This is a genomic window from Pseudomonas sp. GW821-FHT09E12 (genome assembly GCF_059416085.1).
In genome coordinates this window covers 462,145-482,420 of sequence record NZ_JBWKOM010000003.1, presented here as the reverse complement: position 1 = coordinate 482,420, position 20,276 = coordinate 462,145, and the positions used below count along the sequence as shown (strand labels likewise).

Genomic DNA, 20,276 nt, shown 5'->3' with positions numbered 1-20,276 from the left:
GCTCAGGCTTGTCGCAATCCTTACCGGCCGTTGCGACCCAGCCACTGCTCAGCCAGGGCACGGGCTTTGGCGTCCGCCGCGAACACGGCGCTCAGTTCATCGACTGCAACAACCGGCTCGAGGCTTAAAACTTCTTCGATGATACTCGCGATCTCGGGGTAGCGGATGCGCCGTTCGAGAAACGCGGCAACAGCCACCTCGTTGGCCGCGTTCAACATGGCCGGAGCGCTGTTGCCAGCTTCCGCGGCCTGGCGCGCCAAACGCAAGCAAGGGAACCGCTGTTCATCAGGTGCCTGGAAATCCAGGCGCGCCACGGCGAACAGATCCAGAGGCGGCACGCCGGAGTCGATCCGCTCCGGCCAAGCCAGGGCGTTGGCGATCGGCGTGCGCATATCCGGGTTGCCCAACTGGGCCAACACCGAACCGTCCACGTAGTCGACCAGCGAATGAATCACGCTTTGTGGATGAATCACCACTTCGACCTGGGCAGGCTTGGCATCAAACAACCAGCACGCCTCGATCAACTCGAGGCCTTTGTTCATCATGCTGGCCGAATCGACGGAAATCTTGCGCCCCATGGACCAGTTGGGGTGGGCACACGCCTGCTCGGGCGTTACCTGCTCCAGTTCGGCCAGCGGAGTTTGGCGGAACGGGCCACCGGATGCGGTCAGCAAAATACGCCGCACTCCCACATTGCTCAACCCACGGGAAAAGTCCGCGGGCATGCACTGGAAGATGGCGTTGTGTTCACTGTCGATAGGCAGCAACACCGAACCGCTCTTGCCCACCGCCTGCATAAACAGTGCGCCGGACATGACCAGTGCTTCTTTATTGGCCAGGAGAATTTTCTTGCCGGCCTCGACGGCAGCCAGGGTCGGACGCAAGCCCGCAGCACCGACGATAGCCGCCATGACCGCATCGACTTCAGGGTCGGACGCCACCTCACACAACCCCTCTTCGCCCACCAGTACACGGGTGCGCGAACCGGCATTGCGCAAGTCCTCCTGCAAGCTGCGCGCGGCAGCGATATGCGGGACGACGGCAAAACGGGGAGCGTGACGGATGCACAGCGCCAGCAACTCAGCCAGACGACTGAAACCGCTCAAGGCGAAGACCTGATAACGCTCGGGATGACGGGCAATGACATCCAGCGTACTGAGGCCGATAGAGCCGGTGGCTCCGAGAACCGTAATCTGCTGTGGGCGACTCACAATGCAGCCATCCACAACAGCACGGCGAATACCGGAATGGCCGCGGTCAGGCTGTCGATACGATCGAGCACGCCGCCATGCCCAGGCAGCAGGTTACTGCTGTCCTTGATCCCGGCCTGGCGCTTGAACATGCTTTCGGTCAGGTCGCCGACCACCGAGATGAACACCACGATAGCCGCTCCGAGCAAGCCTAGAATGATCTGCCCGACGGACCAGCCCGCAACCAGGCCGACCACCGCAGTGATCATCAGGCTCAGTAACAGGCCGCCGTACACTCCCTCCCAGCTCTTGCCCGGGCTGACCTGCGGCGCCAGCTTGCGCTTGCCGAACGCCTTGCCGGAGAAGTAGGCACCGATATCAGCGCCCCAGACCAGCACCATCACCGCCATGATCAACCAGTTGCCCAAAGGCTGCTGCTTGATGAAGACCAGGCCTTGCCAGGCCGGCAGCAGAATCAGCAGACCGATCACCAGCTTGGCCGCGGCACCGGCCCAATGCTCGCTGGTGCGTGGGTAGGTGAGCACCAGGAAAGTTGCCAGCCCCCACCAGAGCACCGCTGCACCTAGCACCCAAGGCGCGATACCCGGCAGCAACTGCATCAGGAACAATAGCGCAGCGACCACTACTGCATAGGCAATACGGGTCGGCTGAGCCTCGAAGCCTGCCAGACGCGCCCACTCCCAGGCCCCAAGGGTCACCACCAGCCCGATAAACAGGGCGAAGGCGGAACCTTCGAGCAGGAAAAAACCGCACAAGGCGATCGGCAGCAGGATCAGTGCCGTGATGATTCGTTGTTTGAGCATTAAACCCGGGCTCCAGCCTCGACCTGCTCGCTCGTTTTACCGAAGCGGCGCTGGCGAGAAGCGTAATCGGCCAGCGCAGCGCGCATGGCATCGTGTTTGAAGTCCGGCCAGAACAGGTCGGAGAAGTACAGCTCGGCATAAGCCAGCTGCCAGAGCAGGAAATTGCTGATGCGGTGCTCGCCACCCGTACGGATGCACAGGTCCGGCAACGGCAGGTCGCCAGTCGCCAGGCAGGTTTGCAACAACTCAGGGGTAATGTCCTCAGGACGCAGATGCCCCGCCTGAACTTCCCGCGCCAGGCGCTGAGCGGCCTGGGCGATATCCCACTGACCGCCATAGTTGGCAGCGATCTGCAGAATGAAGCGGTCACTACCCGCAGTCATTGCCTCCGCCTCGCGCATTGCCGCCTGCAACTCAGGATGGAAACGCGAACGATCACCAATGATGCGCAGGCTGATGTTGTTTTCGTTGAGGCGCTTGGCCTCGCGGCGCAATGCTTTGAAGAACAGGTCCATCAAGGCACTGACCTCATCGGCCGGCCGCTGCCAGTTCTCACTGGAGAAGGCAAACAGGGTCAGCACCTCGACCTTGGCCTCGGCACAGACCTCGATCACTGCCCGCACGGCATCCACACCCGCCTTGTGCCCGGCGACGCCGGGCATGAAGCGTTTTTTCGCCCAGCGATTGTTGCCATCCATGATGATCGCGACATGGCGCGGCACCGAGGACGGCGCACTCTGCTTGGTCTTGTCCATTTAAAGCCCGACCCTTATACGGCCATCAGGTCCTTTTCTTTTTCGTCAGTTGCCTTAGCAATCTGAGCCTCGAACTCTTTGATCAGCTTGTCGATCTCAGCTCCGGCGCGACGCTCTTCGTCTTCACTGATTTCCTTGTCCTTGGACAGCTTCTTCAGATCGCCCAAGGCATCGCGACGAATATTGCGCACAGCGACACGGGCATCTTCAGCAGCAGCACGCGCCTGCTTGGTGAAGCCTTTGCGGGTTTCCTCAGTCAGCGGCGCCATTTTGATCAGCAGCAGCTCGCCAAGATTGGTCGGATTGAGGTTCAGGCCAGCACTGCCGATGGCCTTGTCGATTGCCCCAAGCATGTTGCGCTCGAATGGCACTACCTGCAGGGTCTGAGAGTCTTTCACAGTAACGTTGGCCACACCGCTCAATGGGGTGTCAGTGCCATAGTAAGGCACCATCACGCTACCCAGGATGCTCGGGTGCGCCTTGCCGGTACGGATCTGGCCAAACGCGTGAGCCAGCGACTCCAGGGACTTCTTCATGCGCTCTTGAGCGTCTTTCTTGATTTCGTTGATCATTGTTCGCCTTCCTCGATCAGGGTACCTTCAGCGCCGCCATGCACGATGTTCAGCAGGGCGCCGGGCTTGTTCATGTTAAATACGCGCAACGGCATCTTATGGTCGCGGCACAGGCAGATCGCCGTCAGATCCATGACACCCAGCTTGCGATCCAGCACTTCATCGTAGGTCAGATGATCGAACTTCTCGGCATGCGGGTCTTTGAATGGGTCTGCGGTGTACACACCGTCAACCTTGGTTGCCTTGAGCACTACGTCGGCATCGATCTCGATCGCCCGCAAGCATGCTGCGGAGTCGGTCGTGAAGAACGGGTTGCCGGTACCGGCAGCGAAGATCACCACTTCCTTGGAGTTCAGATGGCGCATCGCCTTGCGACGGTCATAGTGATCGGTCACACCCACCATGGAAATGGCCGACATGACGATCGCCGAGATATTCGCACGTTCCAGCGCGTCGCGCATGGCCAGGCCGTTCATCACAGTGGCCAGCATGCCCATGTGGTCGCCTGTTACCCGATCCATGCCTGCCGCGCTGAGCGCCGCGCCACGGAACAGGTTGCCACCACCGATGACCAGGCCGACCTGAACACCGATGCCCACCAGCTGGCCGACTTCCAGCGCCATGCGATCGAGCACCTTAGGGTCGATCCCGAACTCTTCCGAGCCCATCAGGGCCTCGCCGCTAAGCTTGAGTAGAATGCGTTTATAGCGAGCTTGATAACCACTGCCCTGCTGAGCCATTGCGAATCTCTCCTGCGGCGTATTTTAAAATTCTCTGCAAGCTGTTTGCAGCCTGCGTTCACTCTAGCTTGACGCTGTCACAGCGCCATCAGAACACGACTTTGTAAACCGGTTCCGAAGGCAACCCAATAAATTGGTTACCCCATTTGAAAAGAGGCTGCGCGCGTGAGCGGGCAGCCTCTTTCGGGCGACAGTTGAAAAACCGTCTTACTGTTGCTTGGCAGCAGCCAGTTGTGCGGCAACTTCTTCAGCGAAGTTGTCTTCTTTCTTCTCGATGCCTTCACCTACCGCGAAGCGGGTGAACGAAACGATTTCTGCGCCGCCTTTCTTGGCCAGGGCACCTACGGTGACTTCTGGATCCTTGACGAAAGCTTGCTCAACCAGGCTGGCTTCGGCCAGGAACTTGCTGATACGGCCACCGATCATTTTTTCAACGATTTCGGCTGGCTTGCCTTTCATCTTGTCTTCGTTCAGCTGCAGGAACACGGCTTTTTCGCGCTCGATGGCTTCAGCGGAAACTTGCGATGGCAGCAGGAACTCAGGGTTGCTTGCAGCCACGTGCATGGCGATGTCCTTGGCCAGCTCCACGGAACCGCCTTTCAGGACAACCGCAACACCGATCTTGTTACCGTGCAGGTAAGTACCGACCACGTCACCTTCAACGCGAGCCAGACGACGGATGTTGACGTTCTCGCCAGTCTTGCCAACCAGGACCAGACGATCGGCTTCTTGAGCTTCGATCAGCGGAGCGGCATCGGTCAGCTTGTCAGCGAAAGCTTTTTCGACGCTGGCAGCAACGAATGCCTTGAAGTCGTCCTGCAGAGCCAGGAAGTCGGTCTGCGAGTTGACTTCCAGCAGAACGGCGGCTTTACCGTCGTCCTTGATGGCGATGGCGCCTTCAGCAGCGATGTTGCCTGCTTTCTTGGCAGCCTTGATGGCGCCCGAAGCGCGCATGTCATCAATGGCTTTCTCGATGTCGCCGCCAGCCTTGGTCAAGGCTTTCTTGCAGTCCATCATGCCTTCGCCGGTACGCTCGCGCAGTTCTTTAACCAACGCTGCAGTAATCTCTGCCATTTTCAAATTCCTCTTGGATAGGTTTTCAACCATTCCACCCGACTCAACGGGCGATCAATTCTTGAGCTGCGCTCTCGAAAACCCTTGATAGCCGCCACACATGACAAGAACTGCAGGGGCGCCATCGGTAAATGATTTCCGAGGTGGCAAAAAGGGGGCCTAGCCCCCTTTTTGCGTACTGAGTAAACGCTAAGCGTCAGTTACTCAGGCTTCAGCTGCCGGCGCTGGAGCGTCTTCAGCGAATACTTCGGTGCCGCCAGCAACGTTGTTGCGGCCACGGATCACGGCATCAGCCATCGAACCCATGTACAGCTGGATGGCGCGAATGGCGTCATCGTTGCCTGGGATGATGTAGTCAACGCCTTCCGGGCTGCTGTTGGTATCGACAACGCCGATGACCGGGATGCCCAGCTTGTTGGCTTCGGTGATCGCGATGCGCTCGTGGTCAACGTCGATCACGAACAATGCGTCAGGCAGACCGCCCATGTCCTTGATACCACCCAGGCTACGATCCAGCTTTTCCAGATCGCGAGTGCGCATCAGCGCCTCTTTCTTGGTCAGCTTGGCGAAGGTGCCGTCTTCCGACTGAACTTCCAGGTCACGCAGACGCTTGATGGAAGCACGGATGGTCTTGTAGTTGGTCAGCATGCCGCCCAACCAGCGGTGATCGACGTACGGCGAACCGCAACGTGCTGCTTCTTCAGCAACGATCTTGCCAGCGGAACGCTTGGTGCCGACGAACAGAATCTTGTTTTTGCCCTGGGCCAGACGCTCTACGAAAGTCAGAGCTTCGTTGAACATTGGCAGGGTTTTTTCAAGGTTGATGATGTGAATCTTGTTACGCGCGCCGAAAATGTACTTGCCCATTTTCGGATTCCAGTAACGGGTTTGGTGACCGAAGTGCACACCGGCCTTCAGCATATCGCGCATGTTGACTTGGGACATGATAGTTCCTTAATAAGTCGGGTTAGGCCTCCACGTATCCCAATGACCAACCAACAGCTTGTGCTGAGGGCACCCAGGTCATCGTGTCGACACGTGTGTGGGTTTAGGCTTTTCAGGGCATCCCCGGAAAGCGGCGCATTTTATACCACAAGAAGGGTAAAAACGGAACCCGGATTCTCATTTCCCCCGGAGGGCTTTTTTGCTCCCCCCTTGGAATCGGGCCAGAATGCTCCACTGTTATAGAAAGAAGCGACGCACAGAGCCTCAGATTTGCCCCGGGGCTCTGTTAGAATCGCACCTTTGAGGCTTTTGAAAGCGCGGCGACCCCACAGCGGGTTCAGCCTTCGATGCACCGTTTTCAAGCCATTCCGTGTTTATCCGCGCCACTGAGCGTCAAGAGAGCCTGTATGACCGTCACCCTCAAAACTCCCGAGGACATCGCAAAAATGCGTGTCGCCGGCAAACTGGCCGCCGAAGTGCTGGAAATGATTGCCGAGCATGTCAAACCCGGCGTGACCACCGAAGAGCTGGACCGCATCTGCCACGACTACATCGTCAATGTGCAGCATGCGATTCCCGCGCCGTTGAATTACAAGGGTTTCCCCAAGTCCATCTGCACCTCGATCAACCACGTGGTGTGCCACGGCATCCCGAACGAGAAGCCGCTGAAGGATGGCGACACCCTGAACATCGATGTCACCGTCATCAAGGATGGCTACCACGGCGATACCAGCCGCATGTTCCACGTCGGCACCGTGCCGGTCTGGGCCGAGCGCCTGTCGCAGATCACCCAGGAATGCATGTACAAGGCCATCGAACTGGTCAAGCCGGGCTGCCGCCTGGGCGACATCGGCGAAGTCATCCAGAAACACGCTGAAAAGAACGGTTTCTCGGTGGTGCGCGAGTTCTGCGGCCACGGTATCGGCAAGGTGTTCCACGAAGAGCCGCAGATCCTGCACTACGGCCGCGCCGGCACCGGCATGGAACTGAAAGCCGGCATGACCTTCACTATCGAGCCGATGATCAACCAGGGCAAGGCCGACACCAAGGTGCTGGGCGACGGCTGGACCGCGATCACCAAGGACCGCAAGCTCTCCGCGCAGTGGGAACACACCCTGCTGGTGACCGAGACCGGCTACGAGATCTTCACCCTGCGCAGCGATGACACCATCGCGCGCGTCTCGGCCTGATCCACGCAGCTGCGCCCTGACCTATAGATAGAAAGGAAAGCCAATCAATGCCGCAGGTGGATCCCGAATTGTTCGACCGCGGCCAGTTCCAGGCGGAACTGGCCCTGAAGGCAAGCCCTATCGCTGCCTTCAAGAAAGCCATTCGTCAGGCACGTGAAGTGCTCGACGAGCGCTTTCGCAGCGGACGGGATATCCGCCGGCTCATCGAGGACCGCGCCTGGTTCGTCGATAACATCCTGCAAAAGGCCTGGGACCAGTTCGACTGGAGCGACGACGCCGACATCGCCCTGGTGGCGGTCGGCGGCTACGGTCGCGGCGAGCTGCACCCCTACTCCGACATCGACCTGCTGATCCTGCTGGACAGCGCCGACCACGAAATTTTCCGCGACTCCATCGAACGCTTCCTGACCCTGCTCTGGGACATCGGCCTGGAAGTCGGGCAAAGCGTACGCTCGGTGGAGGAATGCGCCGAAGAGGCCCGCGCCGACCTGACGGTGGTTACCAACCTGATGGAAAGCCGCACCATCTGCGGCCCCGAACGCCTGCGCCAGCGCATGCTCGACGTCACCAGCACGGCGCATATGTGGCCGAGCAAGGACTTCTTCCTGGCCAAGCGCGCCGAACAGAAAGCCCGGCACCACAAGTACAACGACACCGAATACAACCTGGAACCCAACGTCAAAGGCTCGCCCGGCGGTCTGCGTGACATCCAGACCATCCTCTGGGTCGCCCGTCGCCAGTACGGCACGCTGAACCTGCGGGCCCTGGCCGGCGAAGGTTTCCTGGTGGAAAGCGAGAACGCGCTGCTGGCTTCGTCCCAGGAGTTCCTGTGGAAAGTCCGCTACGCCCTGCACATGCTCGCCGGGCGTGCCGAAGACCGCCTGCTGTTCGACCACCAGCGCTCGATCGCCAAGCTGCTGGGGTTCGAGGGCAACGATGCCAAGCAGGCCATCGAAAGCTTCATGCAGCAGTACTACCGGGTGGTGATGAGCATCGCCCAGCTCAGCGACCTGATCATCCAGCATTTCGAGGAAGTCATCCTCGCCCCGGAAGACGAAGCGCCGCCGCAGCCGATCAACTCGCGCTTCCAGCTGCACGACGGCTACATCGAGGCGATCAACGCCAACGTGTTCCGCCGCACGCCGTTCGCCATGCTGGAAATCTTCGTGCTCATGGCCCAGCACCCGGAGATCAAGGGCGTACGCGCCGACACCATTCGCCTGTTGCGCGAAAATCGCCACCTGATCGACGACGATTTCCGCCACGACATTCGCAATACCAGCCTGTTCATCGAGCTGTTCAAGTGCGAGATCGGCATCCACCGCAACCTGCGGCGGATGAATCGCTACGGCATTCTCGGGCGTTATCTGCCGGAGTTCGGCCATATCGTCGGGCAGATGCAGCATGACCTGTTCCACATCTATACGGTCGACGCCCACACCCTGAACCTGATCAAACACCTGCGCAAACTGCAGTACACCCAGGTTTCGGAGAAATTCCCGCTGGCCAGCAAGCTCATGGCCAAGCTGCCCAAGCCCGAGTTGATCTACCTGGCCGGGCTCTACCACGACATCGGCAAGGGCCGGCACGGTGACCACTCGGATATCGGCGCCGTGGACGCGGAAGCCTTCTGCATCCGCCACCAGTTGCCGCTGTGGGACACGCGCCTGATCGTCTGGCTGGTGCAGAACCATCTGGTGATGTCGACCACCGCCCAGCGCAAGGACCTGTCCGACCCGCAAGTCATCCATGACTTCGCCCAGGTCGTGGTCGACCAGACCCACCTGGACTATCTCTACGTGCTGACGGTTTCCGACATCAACGCGACCAACCCGACACTGTGGAACTCATGGCGCGCCAGCCTGTTGCGCCAGCTCTACACCGAGACCAAGCGCGCCCTGCGCCGCGGCCTGGAAAACCCGGTGGACCGCGAAGAGCAGATCCGCCAGACACAAAGCGCGGCCCTGGACATTCTGGTCCGCGCCGGCACCGACCCGGACGACGTCGAGCAGCTCTGGGCGCAACTGGGTGACGACTACTTCCTGCGCCACACCGCCGGCGATGTGGCCTGGCACAGCGATGCGATCCTCCAGCAGCCGGCCGACGGCGGCCCGCTGGTGCTGATCAAGGAAACCACCCAGCGCGAATTCGAGGGTGGCACGCAGATCTTCATCTACGCCCCGGACCAGCACGACTTCTTCGCCGTGACCGTGGCCGCGATGGACCAGTTGAACCTGAACATCCATGACGCCCGGATTATCACCTCGAGCAGCCAGTTCACCCTCGACACCTATATCGTGCTCGACAATGACGGCGGCTCGATCGGCAACAACCCGCAACGCGTCAAACAGATCCGCGACGGCCTTACCGAGGCCCTGCGCAATCCTGACGACTACCCGACCATCATCCAGCGTCGAGTACCGCGTCAGCTCAAGCACTTCGCGTTCCCGCCGCAAGTGACTATCCACAACGATGCCCAGCGCCCGGTCACCGTGCTCGAACTGAGCGCTCCCGATCGCCCCGGCCTGCTGGCGCGTATCGGCAAGATCTTCCTGGAGTTCGACCTGTCGCTGCAAAACGCCAAGATCGCCACCCTGGGCGAGCGCGTGGAAGACGTGTTCTTCATTACCGACGCGCACAACCAGCAACTGTCCGATCCCCAGCTGTGCAGCCGACTGCAGGACGCCATCGTCGAACAGCTGAGCGTCAGCCACGAACCGCCTACCGCCTTGACGCGCCTGAGCTTCTGACCACGCGCCACGACCCGCTTTGAGTGAGACACCGCACCGATGAACAACGCTCTGAACCAGCTGCAGCCCTACCCGTTCGAGAAACTCCGCGCCCTGCTCGGCGGCGTCCAGCCCAACCCGGCCAAGCGCCCAATCGCGCTGTCCATCGGCGAACCCAAGCACCGCTCGCCGAGCTTTGTCGCCGAGGCCCTGGCCAATAACCTCGACCAGATGGCCGTGTATCCGACGACCCTGGGGCTTCCAGCCCTGCGCGAAGCCATCGCCAGCTGGTGCGAACGGCGTTTTGGCGTGCCCGACGGCTGGATCGACCCGGCGCGCAATGTGCTGCCGGTCAACGGCACCCGCGAGGCGCTGTTCGCCTTCACCCAGACTGTGGTCAACCGTGGCGACGACGCGCTGGTGGTCAGCCCGAACCCCTTCTATCAGATCTACGAAGGCGCGGCCTTCCTCGCCGGCGCCAAGCCGCACTACCTGCCGTGCCTCGATGAAAACGGCTTCAATCCGGACTTCGACGCGGTACCGGCCGAGATCTGGCAGCGTTGCCAGATCCTGTTCCTGTGCTCGCCGGGCAACCCGACCGGCGCACTGATCCCGATCGAAACCCTGAAGAAACTCATCGCCCTGGCCGACCAGTACGATTTCGTGATCGCCGCCGACGAGTGCTACAGCGAGCTGTACTTCGACGAGCAGACCCCGCCACCCGGCCTGCTCAGTGCCTGCGCCGAGCTGGGACGCCAGGACTTCAAGCGTTGCGTGGTGTTCCACAGCCTGTCCAAGCGCTCCAACCTGCCGGGCCTGCGCTCCGGCTTCGTCGCCGGCGACGCCGAGATCCTCAAGGGCTTCCTGCTGTACCGCACCTACCATGGCTGCGCCATGCCGGTTCAGACCCAGCTGGCCAGCATCGCCGCCTGGAACGACGAAGTGCATGTGCGCGCCAACCGCGCGCTGTATCGCGAGAAGTTCGATGCGGTGCTGGAGATCCTGGCGCCGGTACTCGACGTGCAGCGCCCGGACGGCAGCTTCTACCTGTGGCCGAACGTGGCGGGCGACGACACAGCGTTCTGCCGCGACCTGTACGAACAGGAACATGTGACCGTAGTGCCGGGCTCCTACCTGTCGCGCGACGTCGACGGCAGCAACCCGGGAGCCGGTCGGGTGCGTATGGCCCTGGTGGCGCCATTGGCCGAATGCGTGGAAGCCGCCGAGCGGATCCGCGATTTCGTGTTGCGCCGTCAATAACTCCCCCCTGTAGGAGCGAGGCTTGCCCGCGATAGAAACGACGCCGTACAACTGATACACCGCGTTATCGTTCATCGCGAGCAAGCTTCGCTCCTACAAGCAGACCGACGTTATTTCACCTGCCCCAGATTGGCCTCGCTGAGGTCCAGCTCGCCCAATACCTCGCGCAATACGTCGTCGCCGATCTGGTGCTGGCGGCTCAACCGATACAACTCCAGCCGCTGCGCCCGCAGCGCCTTCAAACGCAATTTGCGCTCCAGCAAGTCCATCTGAAACGCCAGCGCCTGGGCTTCGGCGGAATCGTTGAACACCTCCAGTTGATGGCGATACTCCGACATCAGCCGCCCCTTGAGTTCGGTGGCCAGCGCCGCCTGGGCCGCATCCGGCGAGCTGGCCCCATCGGCCACTTCCTCGGCCTCCAGGGCATGGATCGCCGCCTCGGCGGTTTTGCGCCAGGCGTCACGCACTTCGGCATGCCGCTTCTCGTCAGGACTCTTCTGGATGCCCCGCAGTAACAGCGGCAAGGCGATACAGGCGGCCACCAGCGACAACAGGATCACCCCGGCGGCAATGAAGATCAGCAGGTCGCGCTCGGGAAAAGCCTCGCCCGCTCCCAGCAACAGCGGCACCGACATGACGCCCGCCAGGGTCACCGCCCCGCGTACCCCGCCCACCGTCAGCAACCAGCAGGAGCGCGCGGTCGGCACCAGGGTCAGTTCGCCCTTGCCACGCCAGCGGCGCAACAGGCCGGACAGGCGCCAGATGCTTTGCACCCAGATGAACCGCAGTACCAGCAATACCAGGAAGATCGCTCCCACATCCAGGCAGCGATAGAACAGGGTCGGCCACAAGGTGGTTTCGTGGCTGACCACGGCCTTGATGATGTCCGGCAGTTGCAGGCCCAACAGCAGAAAGATCAGGCCGTTGAAGGCGAACTCCAGCAGCGACCAGACGCTGCGGTTGAGCAAGCGCGTGCTGGTCTGCCGGGGCAACAGATCGAGCCAGCTCTGCATCATCCCCGCCGCCACCGCCGAGAGGATGCCCGAGGCTCCCAGGCGCTCGGCCAGCACGTAGGCGGCGAACGGCAGCAACAGCATGAACACCACATGGGTCGCCGGGTCGTCCCAGCCGCGGGCGATCATCCAGGCTCGCAAGCGCCCCACCAGCCAGCTCAGGGCCACGCCAACCGCCAGGCCGCCGACGGCCACCAGGACAAAAGTCAGGCTGGCATTGGCCAGGGAAAACACCCCGGTCACGGCCGCCGCCAGGGCGAACTTGAAGGTCACCAGGCCGGAGGCGTCGTTCATCAGCGCCTCCCCCTGCAGCATGTGCATCAAGGGCGTCGGCAGGCGGTTCTGGGAAATCGCCGAGACCGCCACGGCGTCGGTCGGCGACAAGACAGCCGCGAGGGCGAAGGCGACCGGCAAGGGAATGGTCGGCAGCAACCAGTGAATGAAATAACCGGCCCCCACCACGGTGAACAGCACCAGGCCCACGGCCAGGGTCAGGATCGGCCCGCGCAGGCGCCACAGCTCGCGCTTGGGCATGCGCCAGCCATCGGAGAACAGCAGCGGCGGCAGGAACAGAAACAGAAACAATTCCGGGTCCAGGGCCACGTGCAGCCCCAGGGTGGGCCAGGCCAGCAAAGCCCCGGCGGCGATCTGCAGCAGCGGCAACGGCAACGGAATCACCCGTCCGACCAACCGCGAGAGACTCACCAGCATCAGCAGGATAAGGACGGTATAAGCGGTTTGCATAAAGCGGTTTTCCCAATCGATCAGCAGCGGACTTCAGGCAACAGGTTACCGTCGAAGTGCCATATTAGCCGCTTAAGCTGGGGCCTCGCCGCTGCACAAAAGTCGCAAGCGGCCCATGCCGCTGTCACACAAAGCTACAAAGCCGGGCCTTCGCCGACGCCGAACCGGCGCGGGCATGGCATAATCCGTGACCTTTAACTCCAGCATCTCAAAAGGGGGCAATTCCTTGACCGCTTCAAGCAAAACGTTGCACCTTTTCGGCATCAAAGCCTGCGACACCATGAAAAAGGCGCGCACCTGGCTCGATGAACACGCTGTCAGCTATGACTTCCATGACTACAAAGCGGCCGGAATCGACCGCGAACACCTGGCCCAGTGGTGCAACGAGCACAGCTGGCAGGTGGTGCTGAACCGTGCGGGCACGACCTTTCGCAAACTCGACGACGAACGCAAAGCCGATCTCGACCAGGCGAAAGCGATCGAATTGATGCTCGCGCAACCCTCGATGATCAAGCGCCCGGTGCTCGATCTCGGCGACCGAACCCTGATTGGCTTCAAGCCCGATATCTACGCGGCAGAAATCAAATAACGCCTGCCCGCTCAATTTTGTAAGAGGTAACAGCATGTCCACTACCCTGTTCAGCCTGGCCTTTGGTGTCGGCACTCAAAACCGTCAAGGCGCGTGGCTGGAAGTGTTTTACGCCGCGCCCCTGCTCAAGCCGTCCGCGGAAATCGTTGCCGCCATCGCCCCGGTGCTGGGTTACAGCGAAGGCAACCAGGCCATCACCTTCACCACCACCCAGGCTGCAGAACTGGCCGACGCCCTGAAAAGCATCGACGCCACCCAGGCCGCGCTGCTGACCCGCCTGGCCGAGAGCCACAAGCCGCTGGTCGCCACCCTGCTGGCCGAAGATGCCCAGTTGACCTCCACCCCGGAGGCCTACCTGAAGCTGCACCTGCTGTCCCACCGCCTGGTCAAGCCGCACGGCCTGAACCTGGCCGGGATCTTCCCGCTGCTGCCGAACGTGGCCTGGACCAACCAGGGCGCGGTGGACCTCGGCGAGCTGGCCGAGCGTCAACTGGAAGCCCGCCTGCGTGGCGAGCTGCTGGAAGTGTTCTCGGTGGACAAGTTCCCGAAAATGACCGACTACGTGGTACCGGCCGGCGTGCGCATCGCTGACGCCGCGCGTATCCGCCTGGGCGCCTACGTGGGCGAAGGCACCACCGTGATGCACGAAGGTTTCGTCAACTTCAACGCCGGCACCGAAGGCCCGGGCATGATCGAAGGCCGGGTGTCCGCTGGTGTATTCGTCGGCAAGGGTTCGGACTTGGGCGGCGGTTGCTCGACCATGGGCACCCTGTCGGGCGGCGGCAATATCGTGATCAAGGTCGGCGAAGGCTGCCTGATCGGCGCCAACGCCGGTATCGGTATCCCGCTGGGCGACCGCAATACCGTGGAATCGGGCCTGTACGTGACCGCCGGGACCAAGGTGGCGCTGCTGGACGAGAACAACCAGCTGGTCAAGGTAGTCAAGGCCCGTGAGCTGGCCGGCCAGCCTGACCTGCTGTTCCGTCGCAATTCGGAGACCGGTGCCGTGGAGTGCAAGACCCACAAATCGGCCATCGAACTGAACGCAGCGCTGCACGCTCACAACTAAGCGTCACGCACCTATACCTGCAGGAGCGAGGCTGGCCCGCGAAGCTTTGGGCTGCCTCAAGGGCCCCTTGGCGGGCAGCCTCGCTCCTACCGGTTACAGGTCCGGCGTATACCCGCCCATGTTCACCAGGGCCCGATAGCATGATGATTCCTTCTCCCTGGCGTGCCGACTTCCCGGCCATCGCCGCCCTGCAACGGCAGGACCAGACCTACCTGGACAACGCCGCCACCACGCAAAAACCCCAAGCCCTGCTGGATGCCCTGGCGCACTACTACGCCAATGGCGCGGCCAATGTGCATCGCGCGCAGCACCTGCCCGGCGCTCACGCCACCCAGGCGTTCGAGAACAGCCGGCACAAGGTGGCGCAGTGGCTGAACAGCGGTGACAGCGGGCAGATCATCTTTACCCACGGCGCGACCTCCGCGCTGAACCTCCTGGCCTATGGCCTGGAACATCAATTCAACCCGGGCGACGAAATCGTCATCAGCGCCCTGGAGCATCACGCCAACCTGCTGCCCTGGCAGCAACTGGCGCACCGTCGCGGCCTCAACCTGGTGGTTCTGCCGCTGGACGACGACGGCCTGATCGATCTCGACGCCGCGGCACGCCTGATCGGCCCGCGCACCCGGCTGCTGGCCGTCAGCCAGCTGTCCAACGTGCTCGGTGCCTGGCAGCCCCTGCCGCAGTTGCTGGCCCTGGCCAAGGCGCACGCCGCCCTGACCGTGGTCGACGGCGCCCAGGGCGTGGTCCACGGCCGCCACGATGTGCAGGCGCTGGGCTGCGATTTCTATGTGTTCTCCAGCCACAAGCTCTACGGCCCGGACGGCGTCGGCGTGCTGTACGGGCGCACCGAGGCGCTGCAAAGCCTGCGTCACTGGCAGTTTGGTGGCGAGATGGTCCAGCAGGCCGAATACCAGCACGCCAGCTTCCGCCCCGCCCCGCTGGGTTTCGAAGCCGGTACGCCGCCGATCGCCAGCGTGATCGGCCTGGGCGCGACCCTGGATTACCTCAGCGGTCTCGACCAGGACGCCGTCAGCGCCCATGAAGCCGCGCTGCACGACTACCTGCTGCACGGCCTGCTGGCCCGCAAAGGCCTGCGCCTGCTGGGCAAGCCGCAACTGGCGCTGGTCAGCTTCGTGGTCGATGGCGTGCACAACGCCGACCTGGCTCACCTGCTGACCGAACAGGGCATCGCCGTGCGCGCCGGGCATCACTGCGCCATGCCGCTGCTGAAAAGCTTCGGTCTGGCCGGGGCGACCCGCGCATCCCTGGCGCTGTACAACGACTCCGAGGACCTGGAGCGCTTTTTCGAGGCCCTCGATCAGGCCCTGGAGCTGTTGCGATGAGCCTGCCCGCCGAGGCCCTGGCCGCCCTCGACAGCTTTCAGGGCGCTCCCGGTTGGGAACAGCGCGCACGCTTGCTGATGCAATGGGGCGAACGCCTGGCACCGCTGAGCGACGCCGACAAGGTCGAGGCCAATCGGGTGCATGGCTGTGAAAGCCAGGTCTGGCTGGTGGGCACCTTGCAGGACGGTCACTGGCAGTTCGCCGCCAGCAGCGATGCACGCCTGATCCGTGGCCTGGTGGCCCTGCTGCTGGCGCGGGTCAACGGCTTGCCCGCCGAGGAACTGCAACGGGTGGACTTGCCGGACTGGTTCAATCAACTGGGCCTGTCGCGCCAGTTGTCGCCGTCGCGCAGCAATGGGCTGAACGCGGTATTGCAGCGGATGCGCGAGCTGGCTGGCAACTACTGATCCAATCGCGATCTACCCGACCCGAATCTCTGTAGCCGCTGCCGCAGGCTGCGATCGGCTCCGCAGGAGACGTGCTCTTGAGGCCCCCGGAAGCCCCTTCGGGCCTTATCGCAGCCTGCGGCAGCGGCTACAGGAATCTATTGCGTCAGATGGGTTTGACTCTGTCCGCCGGGCGCCGCACGCCAGCCACCAGCTTGTCCACCGCCTTGGTCGCCGCGACCATGCCGAAGGTCGCGGTGACCATCATCACCGCGCCAAAACCGCCGGCGCAGTCGAGTTTCACGCCATCGCCGACAAAGCTCTTCTGCAGGCAGATGCTGCCGTCCGGTTTCGGGTAGCGCAGCTGCTCGGTGGAAAACACGCAAGGCACGCTGTAGTGACGGGTCACGGTGCGGGAAAACCCATAGTCGCGCCGCAGGGTCGAACGCACTTTCGAGGCCAGCGGGTCGTTGAAGGTACGGTTCAGGTCGCAGACCTGGATCAGCGTCGGGTCGATCTGCCCGCCCGCGCCGCCGGTGGTGATGATCTGGATCTTGCGCCGTTTGCACCAGGCGATCAGCGCCGCCTTGGCGTTGACGCTGTCGATGCAGTCGATCACGCAGTCGATGTTCGGCGTGATGTATTCGGCCATGGTCTCGCGGGTGACGAAGTCCGCCACCGCATGCACGGTGCAGGCCGGATTGATCCCGCGCAGGCGCTCGGCCATGACCTCGACCTTGGCTTTGCCGACCGTGCTGTCGAGGGCGTGCAGTTGCCGATTGCTGTTGCTGACGCAGACGTCGTCCAGGTCGAACAGCGAGATCTCGCCCACGCCACAACGGGCTATGGCTTCCGCCGCCCAGGAGCCGACCCCGCCGACCCCGACGATCGCCACATGGGCGGCGCGCAAGCGTTCCAGCCCCTCGATGCCATACAACCGGGCGACGCCAGCAAACCGCGGATCTTCTGTACTCATGACCATTACCCCAAAAACCGGCGCGCATTATAGGGCCGATGTCCGTCAAGAGCATCTTTGCCCTATGAATGGCAGTCGGGGCTGCTTTAATGAGGGAACAATCTGAAAATTTCGTCGCCGAGAACTTAAATCGAGTTGGATTGCCCAACCTGCGGCTTTCCCCTGTGCGCTGTACGCTCAGTCGAAGGCCAGTGTAGGATGCGCGCCGCTTGGCGCATGCCGACCGTTCCCCCGTTCCACACCCTTTGGAACCCGAAATAGCTATGTCATCGCGTAAATTTGGACTCAACCTGGTGGTGGTTCTGGCAATCGCCGCCCTGTTCACCGGCTTCTGGGCACTGGTCAACCGCCCGGTTTCCGCCCCCAATTGGCCTGCACAAATCTCCGGCTTTTCCTACTCGCCTTTCCAGCTGGGTCAGTTCCCGCAGAAAGACCAGTTCCCGACCGACGACGAGATGCGTCGTGACCTGGAGATCATGAGCAAGCTGACCGACAACATTCGGACCTACTCGGTCGACGGCACGCTGGAGAACATCCCCAAGCTGGCGGAAGAGTTCGGCCTGCGCGTGACCCTCGGGATCTGGATCAGCCCGGACCTGGAGCGCAACGAGCGTGAAATCACCCGCGCCATCGACATCGCCAACACCTCGCGCAGTGTGGTGCGCGTGGTGGTCGGTAACGAAGCGATCTTCCGCAAGGAAATCACCGCCGACCAGTTGAGCGTCCTGCTCGATCGTGTACGGGCCGCGGTCAAGGTGCCGGTCACCACCTCCGAACAGTGGCACGTCTGGAAAGAACACCCGGAACTGGCCCAGCACGTCGACCTGATCGCCGCGCACGTCCTGCCCTACTGGGAATTCGTCCCGATGGACAAGGCCGGGCAGTTCGTCCTCGACCGCGCCCGCGACCTGAAACAAATGTTCCCGAAAAAACCGCTGCTGCTGTCCGAGGTGGGCTGGCCGAGCAACGGCCGCATGCGTGGTGGCGCCGACGCCAGCCCGGCGGACCAGGCGATCTACCTGCGTAACCTGGTCAACAAGCTCAACCGCCAGGGCTACAACTACTTCGTGATCGAAGCCTTCGACCAGCCGTGGAAGGCCAGCGACGAAGGTTCGGTAGGCGCCTACTGGGGCGTGTTCAACGCCGCGCGCCAGCAGAAATTCAACTTCGAAGGCCCGGTGGTGGCGATCCCGCAATGGCGCGTGCTGGCCATCGGCTCGGTGGTCCTGGCGCTGCTGTCCCTGACCCTGCTGATGATCGACGGCTCGGCCCTGCGCCAGCGCGGGCGGACCTTCCTGACCTTCATCGCCTTCCTCTGCGGCTCGGTGCTGGTGTGGATCGGCTACGACTACAGCCAGCAATACAGCACCTGGTTCAGCCTGACGGTGGGCTTCCTGCTCGCCCTGGGTGCGCTCGGGGTGTTCATCGTGTTGCTCACCGAGGCCCATGAACTGGCCGAGGCGGTCTGGGTGCACAAGCGCCGGCGCGAGTTCCTGCCGGTCGAAGGCGACTCCAACTACCGGCCGAAAGTCTCGATCCATGTGCCGTGCTACAACGAGCCGCCGGAAATGGTCAAACAGACCCTCAATGCCCTGGCCAACCTCGACTATCCGGACTTCGAAGTCCTGATCATCGACAACAACACCAAGGACCCGGCGGTCTGGGAACCGGTGCAGGCCTATTGCGAAACCCTCGGCCCGCGTTTCAAGTTCTTCCACGTCGCGCCCCTGGCCGGTTTCAAGGGCGGCGCGCTGAACTACCTGATCCCGCACACCGCCAAGGATGCCGAAGTGATCGCGGTGATTGACTCGGACTACTGCGTCGATCGCAACTGGCTCAAGCACATGGTGCCGCACTTCGCCGACCCGAAAATCGCCGTGGTGCAATCGCCGCAGGATTACCGCGATCAGAACGAAAGCACCTTCAAGAAGCTCTGCTACGCGGAATACAAAGGCTTCTTCCATATCGGCATGGTCACCCGCAACGACCGTGACGCGATCATCCAGCACGGCACCATGACCATGACCCGCCGTTCGGTCCTGGAAGAACTGGGCTGGGCCGACTGGTGCATCTGCGAAGACGCCGAGCTGGGCCTGCGGGTGTTCGAGAAAGGCCTGTCGGCGGCGTATTACCACACCAGCTACGGCAAGGGCCTGATGCCGGATACCTTCATCGACTTCAAGAAACAGCGTTTCCGCTGGGCCTATGGGGCGATCCAGATCATCAAGCGCCATACCGCCAGCCTGCTGCGCGGCAAGGACACCGAGCTGACCCGTGGCCAGCGCTACCACTTCCTCGCGGGCTGGCTGCCGTGGGTGGCGGACGGCATGAACATCTTCTTCACCCTCGGCGCCCTGCTCTGGTCGGCGGCGATGATCATCGTGCCGCAGCGCGTCGATCCGCCGTTGCTGATCTTCGCGATCCCGCCCCTGGCACTGTTCGTGTTCAAGGTCGGCAAGATCATCTTCCTCTACCGCCGGGCGGTCGGGGTCAACCTCAAGGACGCGTTCTGCGCGGCCGTGGCGGGCCTGGCGTTGTCCCACACCATCGCCAAGGCGGTGCTGTACGGCTTCTTCACCAGCAGCATTCCGTTCTTCCGCACGCCGAAGAATGCCGACAACCACGGCTTCTGGGTGGCGATCTCGGAAGCCCGGGAAGAGCTGTTCATCATGCTGCTGTTGTGGGGCGCGGCGCTGGGCATCTACCTGGTGCAGGGCGGCCTGCCGAGCAACGACATGCGCTTCTGGGTGACCATGCTGCTGGTGCAGTCGCTTCCGTATGTGGCAGCACTGGTCATGGCCTTCCTGTCGTCGCTGCCAAAACCGCTTGCCGAAAGCGCACAGGTGGCGGCTGCATAAATCGCGGCAAAGCACT

Annotated in this window: 17 protein-coding genes; 8 read left to right on the top strand and 9 right to left on the bottom strand. The window is 62.2% G+C overall.

What is annotated here, in order from left to right; translation table 11 throughout:
- Positions 1 to 20: 20 nt before the first annotated feature.
- From ispC to rpsB, 7 genes are all read right to left on the bottom strand, one after another.
- The gene (ispC, locus tag AC07PQ_RS10700; RefSeq protein WP_277587969.1) at positions 21 to 1,211 is read right to left on the bottom strand and encodes a 1-deoxy-D-xylulose-5-phosphate reductoisomerase; all 1,191 of its coding nucleotides are present in this window, start codon (positions 1,209 to 1,211) and stop codon (positions 21 to 23) included.
- Positions 1,208 to 2,014, bottom strand: coding sequence for a phosphatidate cytidylyltransferase (locus AC07PQ_RS10695; RefSeq protein ID WP_493185472.1), 807 nt, complete (start codon positions 2,012 to 2,014; stop codon positions 1,208 to 1,210). Before AC07PQ_RS10695 ends, ispC begins: the two co-directional genes overlap by 4 nt.
- Positions 2,014 to 2,769: a polyprenyl diphosphate synthase gene (uppS, locus tag AC07PQ_RS10690; protein WP_007924072.1), complete on the bottom strand. Its 756-nt coding sequence runs from the start codon at positions 2,767 to 2,769 to the stop codon at positions 2,014 to 2,016. Before uppS ends, AC07PQ_RS10695 begins: the two co-directional genes overlap by 1 nt.
- Positions 2,770 to 2,783: 14 nt before the next feature.
- On the bottom strand, positions 2,784 to 3,341 hold the full coding sequence (gene frr / locus AC07PQ_RS10685) for a ribosome recycling factor (RefSeq protein WP_007924074.1): 558 nt from the start codon (positions 3,339 to 3,341) through the stop codon (positions 2,784 to 2,786).
- A complete protein-coding gene (gene pyrH / locus AC07PQ_RS10680; RefSeq protein ID WP_007924076.1) occupies positions 3,338 to 4,081 on the bottom strand; it encodes a UMP kinase in 744 nt (247 codons plus the stop codon). The genes frr and pyrH overlap by 4 nt, the downstream gene beginning before the upstream one ends.
- Positions 4,082 to 4,288: 207 nt before the next feature.
- Positions 4,289 to 5,155 carry a translation elongation factor Ts gene (tsf, locus tag AC07PQ_RS10675; protein ID WP_007924077.1) on the bottom strand — a complete coding sequence of 289 codons (867 nt, stop codon included), beginning with the start codon at positions 5,153 to 5,155 and terminating at the stop codon, positions 4,289 to 4,291.
- A gap of 204 nt (positions 5,156 to 5,359) precedes the next feature.
- The gene (gene rpsB, locus AC07PQ_RS10670) at positions 5,360 to 6,100 is read right to left on the bottom strand and encodes a 30S ribosomal protein S2 (RefSeq protein ID WP_007924078.1); all 741 of its coding nucleotides are present in this window, start codon (positions 6,098 to 6,100) and stop codon (positions 5,360 to 5,362) included.
- A 407-nt stretch (positions 6,101 to 6,507) separates the two neighbouring features.
- Between rpsB and map the strand changes: the two genes are divergently transcribed.
- The 3 genes from map to dapC are packed head-to-tail and all read left to right on the top strand — an operon-like array spanning position 6,508 to position 11,279.
- Positions 6,508 to 7,290 carry a type I methionyl aminopeptidase gene (gene map / locus AC07PQ_RS10665; protein WP_009042382.1) on the top strand — a complete coding sequence of 261 codons (783 nt, stop codon included), beginning with the start codon at positions 6,508 to 6,510 and terminating at the stop codon, positions 7,288 to 7,290.
- Positions 7,291 to 7,337: 47 nt separating this feature from the next.
- Complete coding sequence (locus AC07PQ_RS10660; protein WP_493185471.1) at positions 7,338 to 10,040, top strand: [protein-PII] uridylyltransferase; 2,703 nt, start codon at positions 7,338 to 7,340, stop codon at positions 10,038 to 10,040.
- 39 nt (positions 10,041 to 10,079) lie between these two features.
- Positions 10,080 to 11,279, top strand: a complete 1,200-nt coding sequence (gene dapC, locus AC07PQ_RS10655) for a succinyldiaminopimelate transaminase (protein WP_101336958.1) — start codon at positions 10,080 to 10,082, stop codon at positions 11,277 to 11,279.
- A 110-nt stretch (positions 11,280 to 11,389) separates the two neighbouring features.
- Here dapC and AC07PQ_RS10650 read toward each other — a convergent pair whose 3' ends face one another.
- The gene (locus tag AC07PQ_RS10650) at positions 11,390 to 13,036 is read right to left on the bottom strand and encodes a Na+/H+ antiporter (protein ID WP_087091377.1); all 1,647 of its coding nucleotides are present in this window, start codon (positions 13,034 to 13,036) and stop codon (positions 11,390 to 11,392) included.
- Between the two features lie 280 nt (positions 13,037 to 13,316).
- Here AC07PQ_RS10650 and AC07PQ_RS10645 point away from each other — a divergent pair, with 280 nt between their 5' ends.
- The 4 genes from AC07PQ_RS10645 (at position 13,317) to AC07PQ_RS10630 (ending at position 16,447) form a co-directional block, all read left to right on the top strand.
- On the top strand, positions 13,317 to 13,625 hold the full coding sequence (locus tag AC07PQ_RS10645; protein ID WP_493185559.1) for an arsenate reductase: 309 nt from the start codon (positions 13,317 to 13,319) through the stop codon (positions 13,623 to 13,625).
- Positions 13,626 to 13,659: 34 nt separating this feature from the next.
- On the top strand, positions 13,660 to 14,694 hold the full coding sequence (gene dapD / locus AC07PQ_RS10640) for a 2,3,4,5-tetrahydropyridine-2,6-dicarboxylate N-succinyltransferase (protein ID WP_007924084.1): 1,035 nt from the start codon (positions 13,660 to 13,662) through the stop codon (positions 14,692 to 14,694).
- A 140-nt stretch (positions 14,695 to 14,834) separates the two neighbouring features.
- Complete coding sequence (locus AC07PQ_RS10635; protein ID WP_493185470.1) at positions 14,835 to 16,040, top strand: aminotransferase class V-fold PLP-dependent enzyme; 1,206 nt, start codon at positions 14,835 to 14,837, stop codon at positions 16,038 to 16,040.
- Entirely contained in the window at positions 16,037 to 16,447 is a 411-nt protein-coding gene (locus AC07PQ_RS10630) for a SufE family protein (RefSeq protein ID WP_493185469.1), read from the top strand. The genes AC07PQ_RS10635 and AC07PQ_RS10630 overlap by 4 nt, the downstream gene beginning before the upstream one ends.
- A 145-nt stretch (positions 16,448 to 16,592) precedes the next feature.
- Here AC07PQ_RS10630 and tcdA read toward each other — a convergent pair whose 3' ends face one another.
- Entirely contained in the window at positions 16,593 to 17,402 is an 810-nt protein-coding gene (gene tcdA, locus AC07PQ_RS10625; protein WP_009042375.1) for a tRNA cyclic N6-threonylcarbamoyladenosine(37) synthase TcdA, read from the bottom strand.
- 263 nt (positions 17,403 to 17,665) lie between these two features.
- Here tcdA and AC07PQ_RS10620 point away from each other — a divergent pair, with 263 nt between their 5' ends.
- Positions 17,666 to 20,260: a glycosyltransferase gene (locus tag AC07PQ_RS10620; protein WP_493185468.1), complete on the top strand. Its 2,595-nt coding sequence runs from the start codon at positions 17,666 to 17,668 to the stop codon at positions 20,258 to 20,260.
- The last annotated feature ends 16 nt before the right edge of the window (positions 20,261 to 20,276 follow it).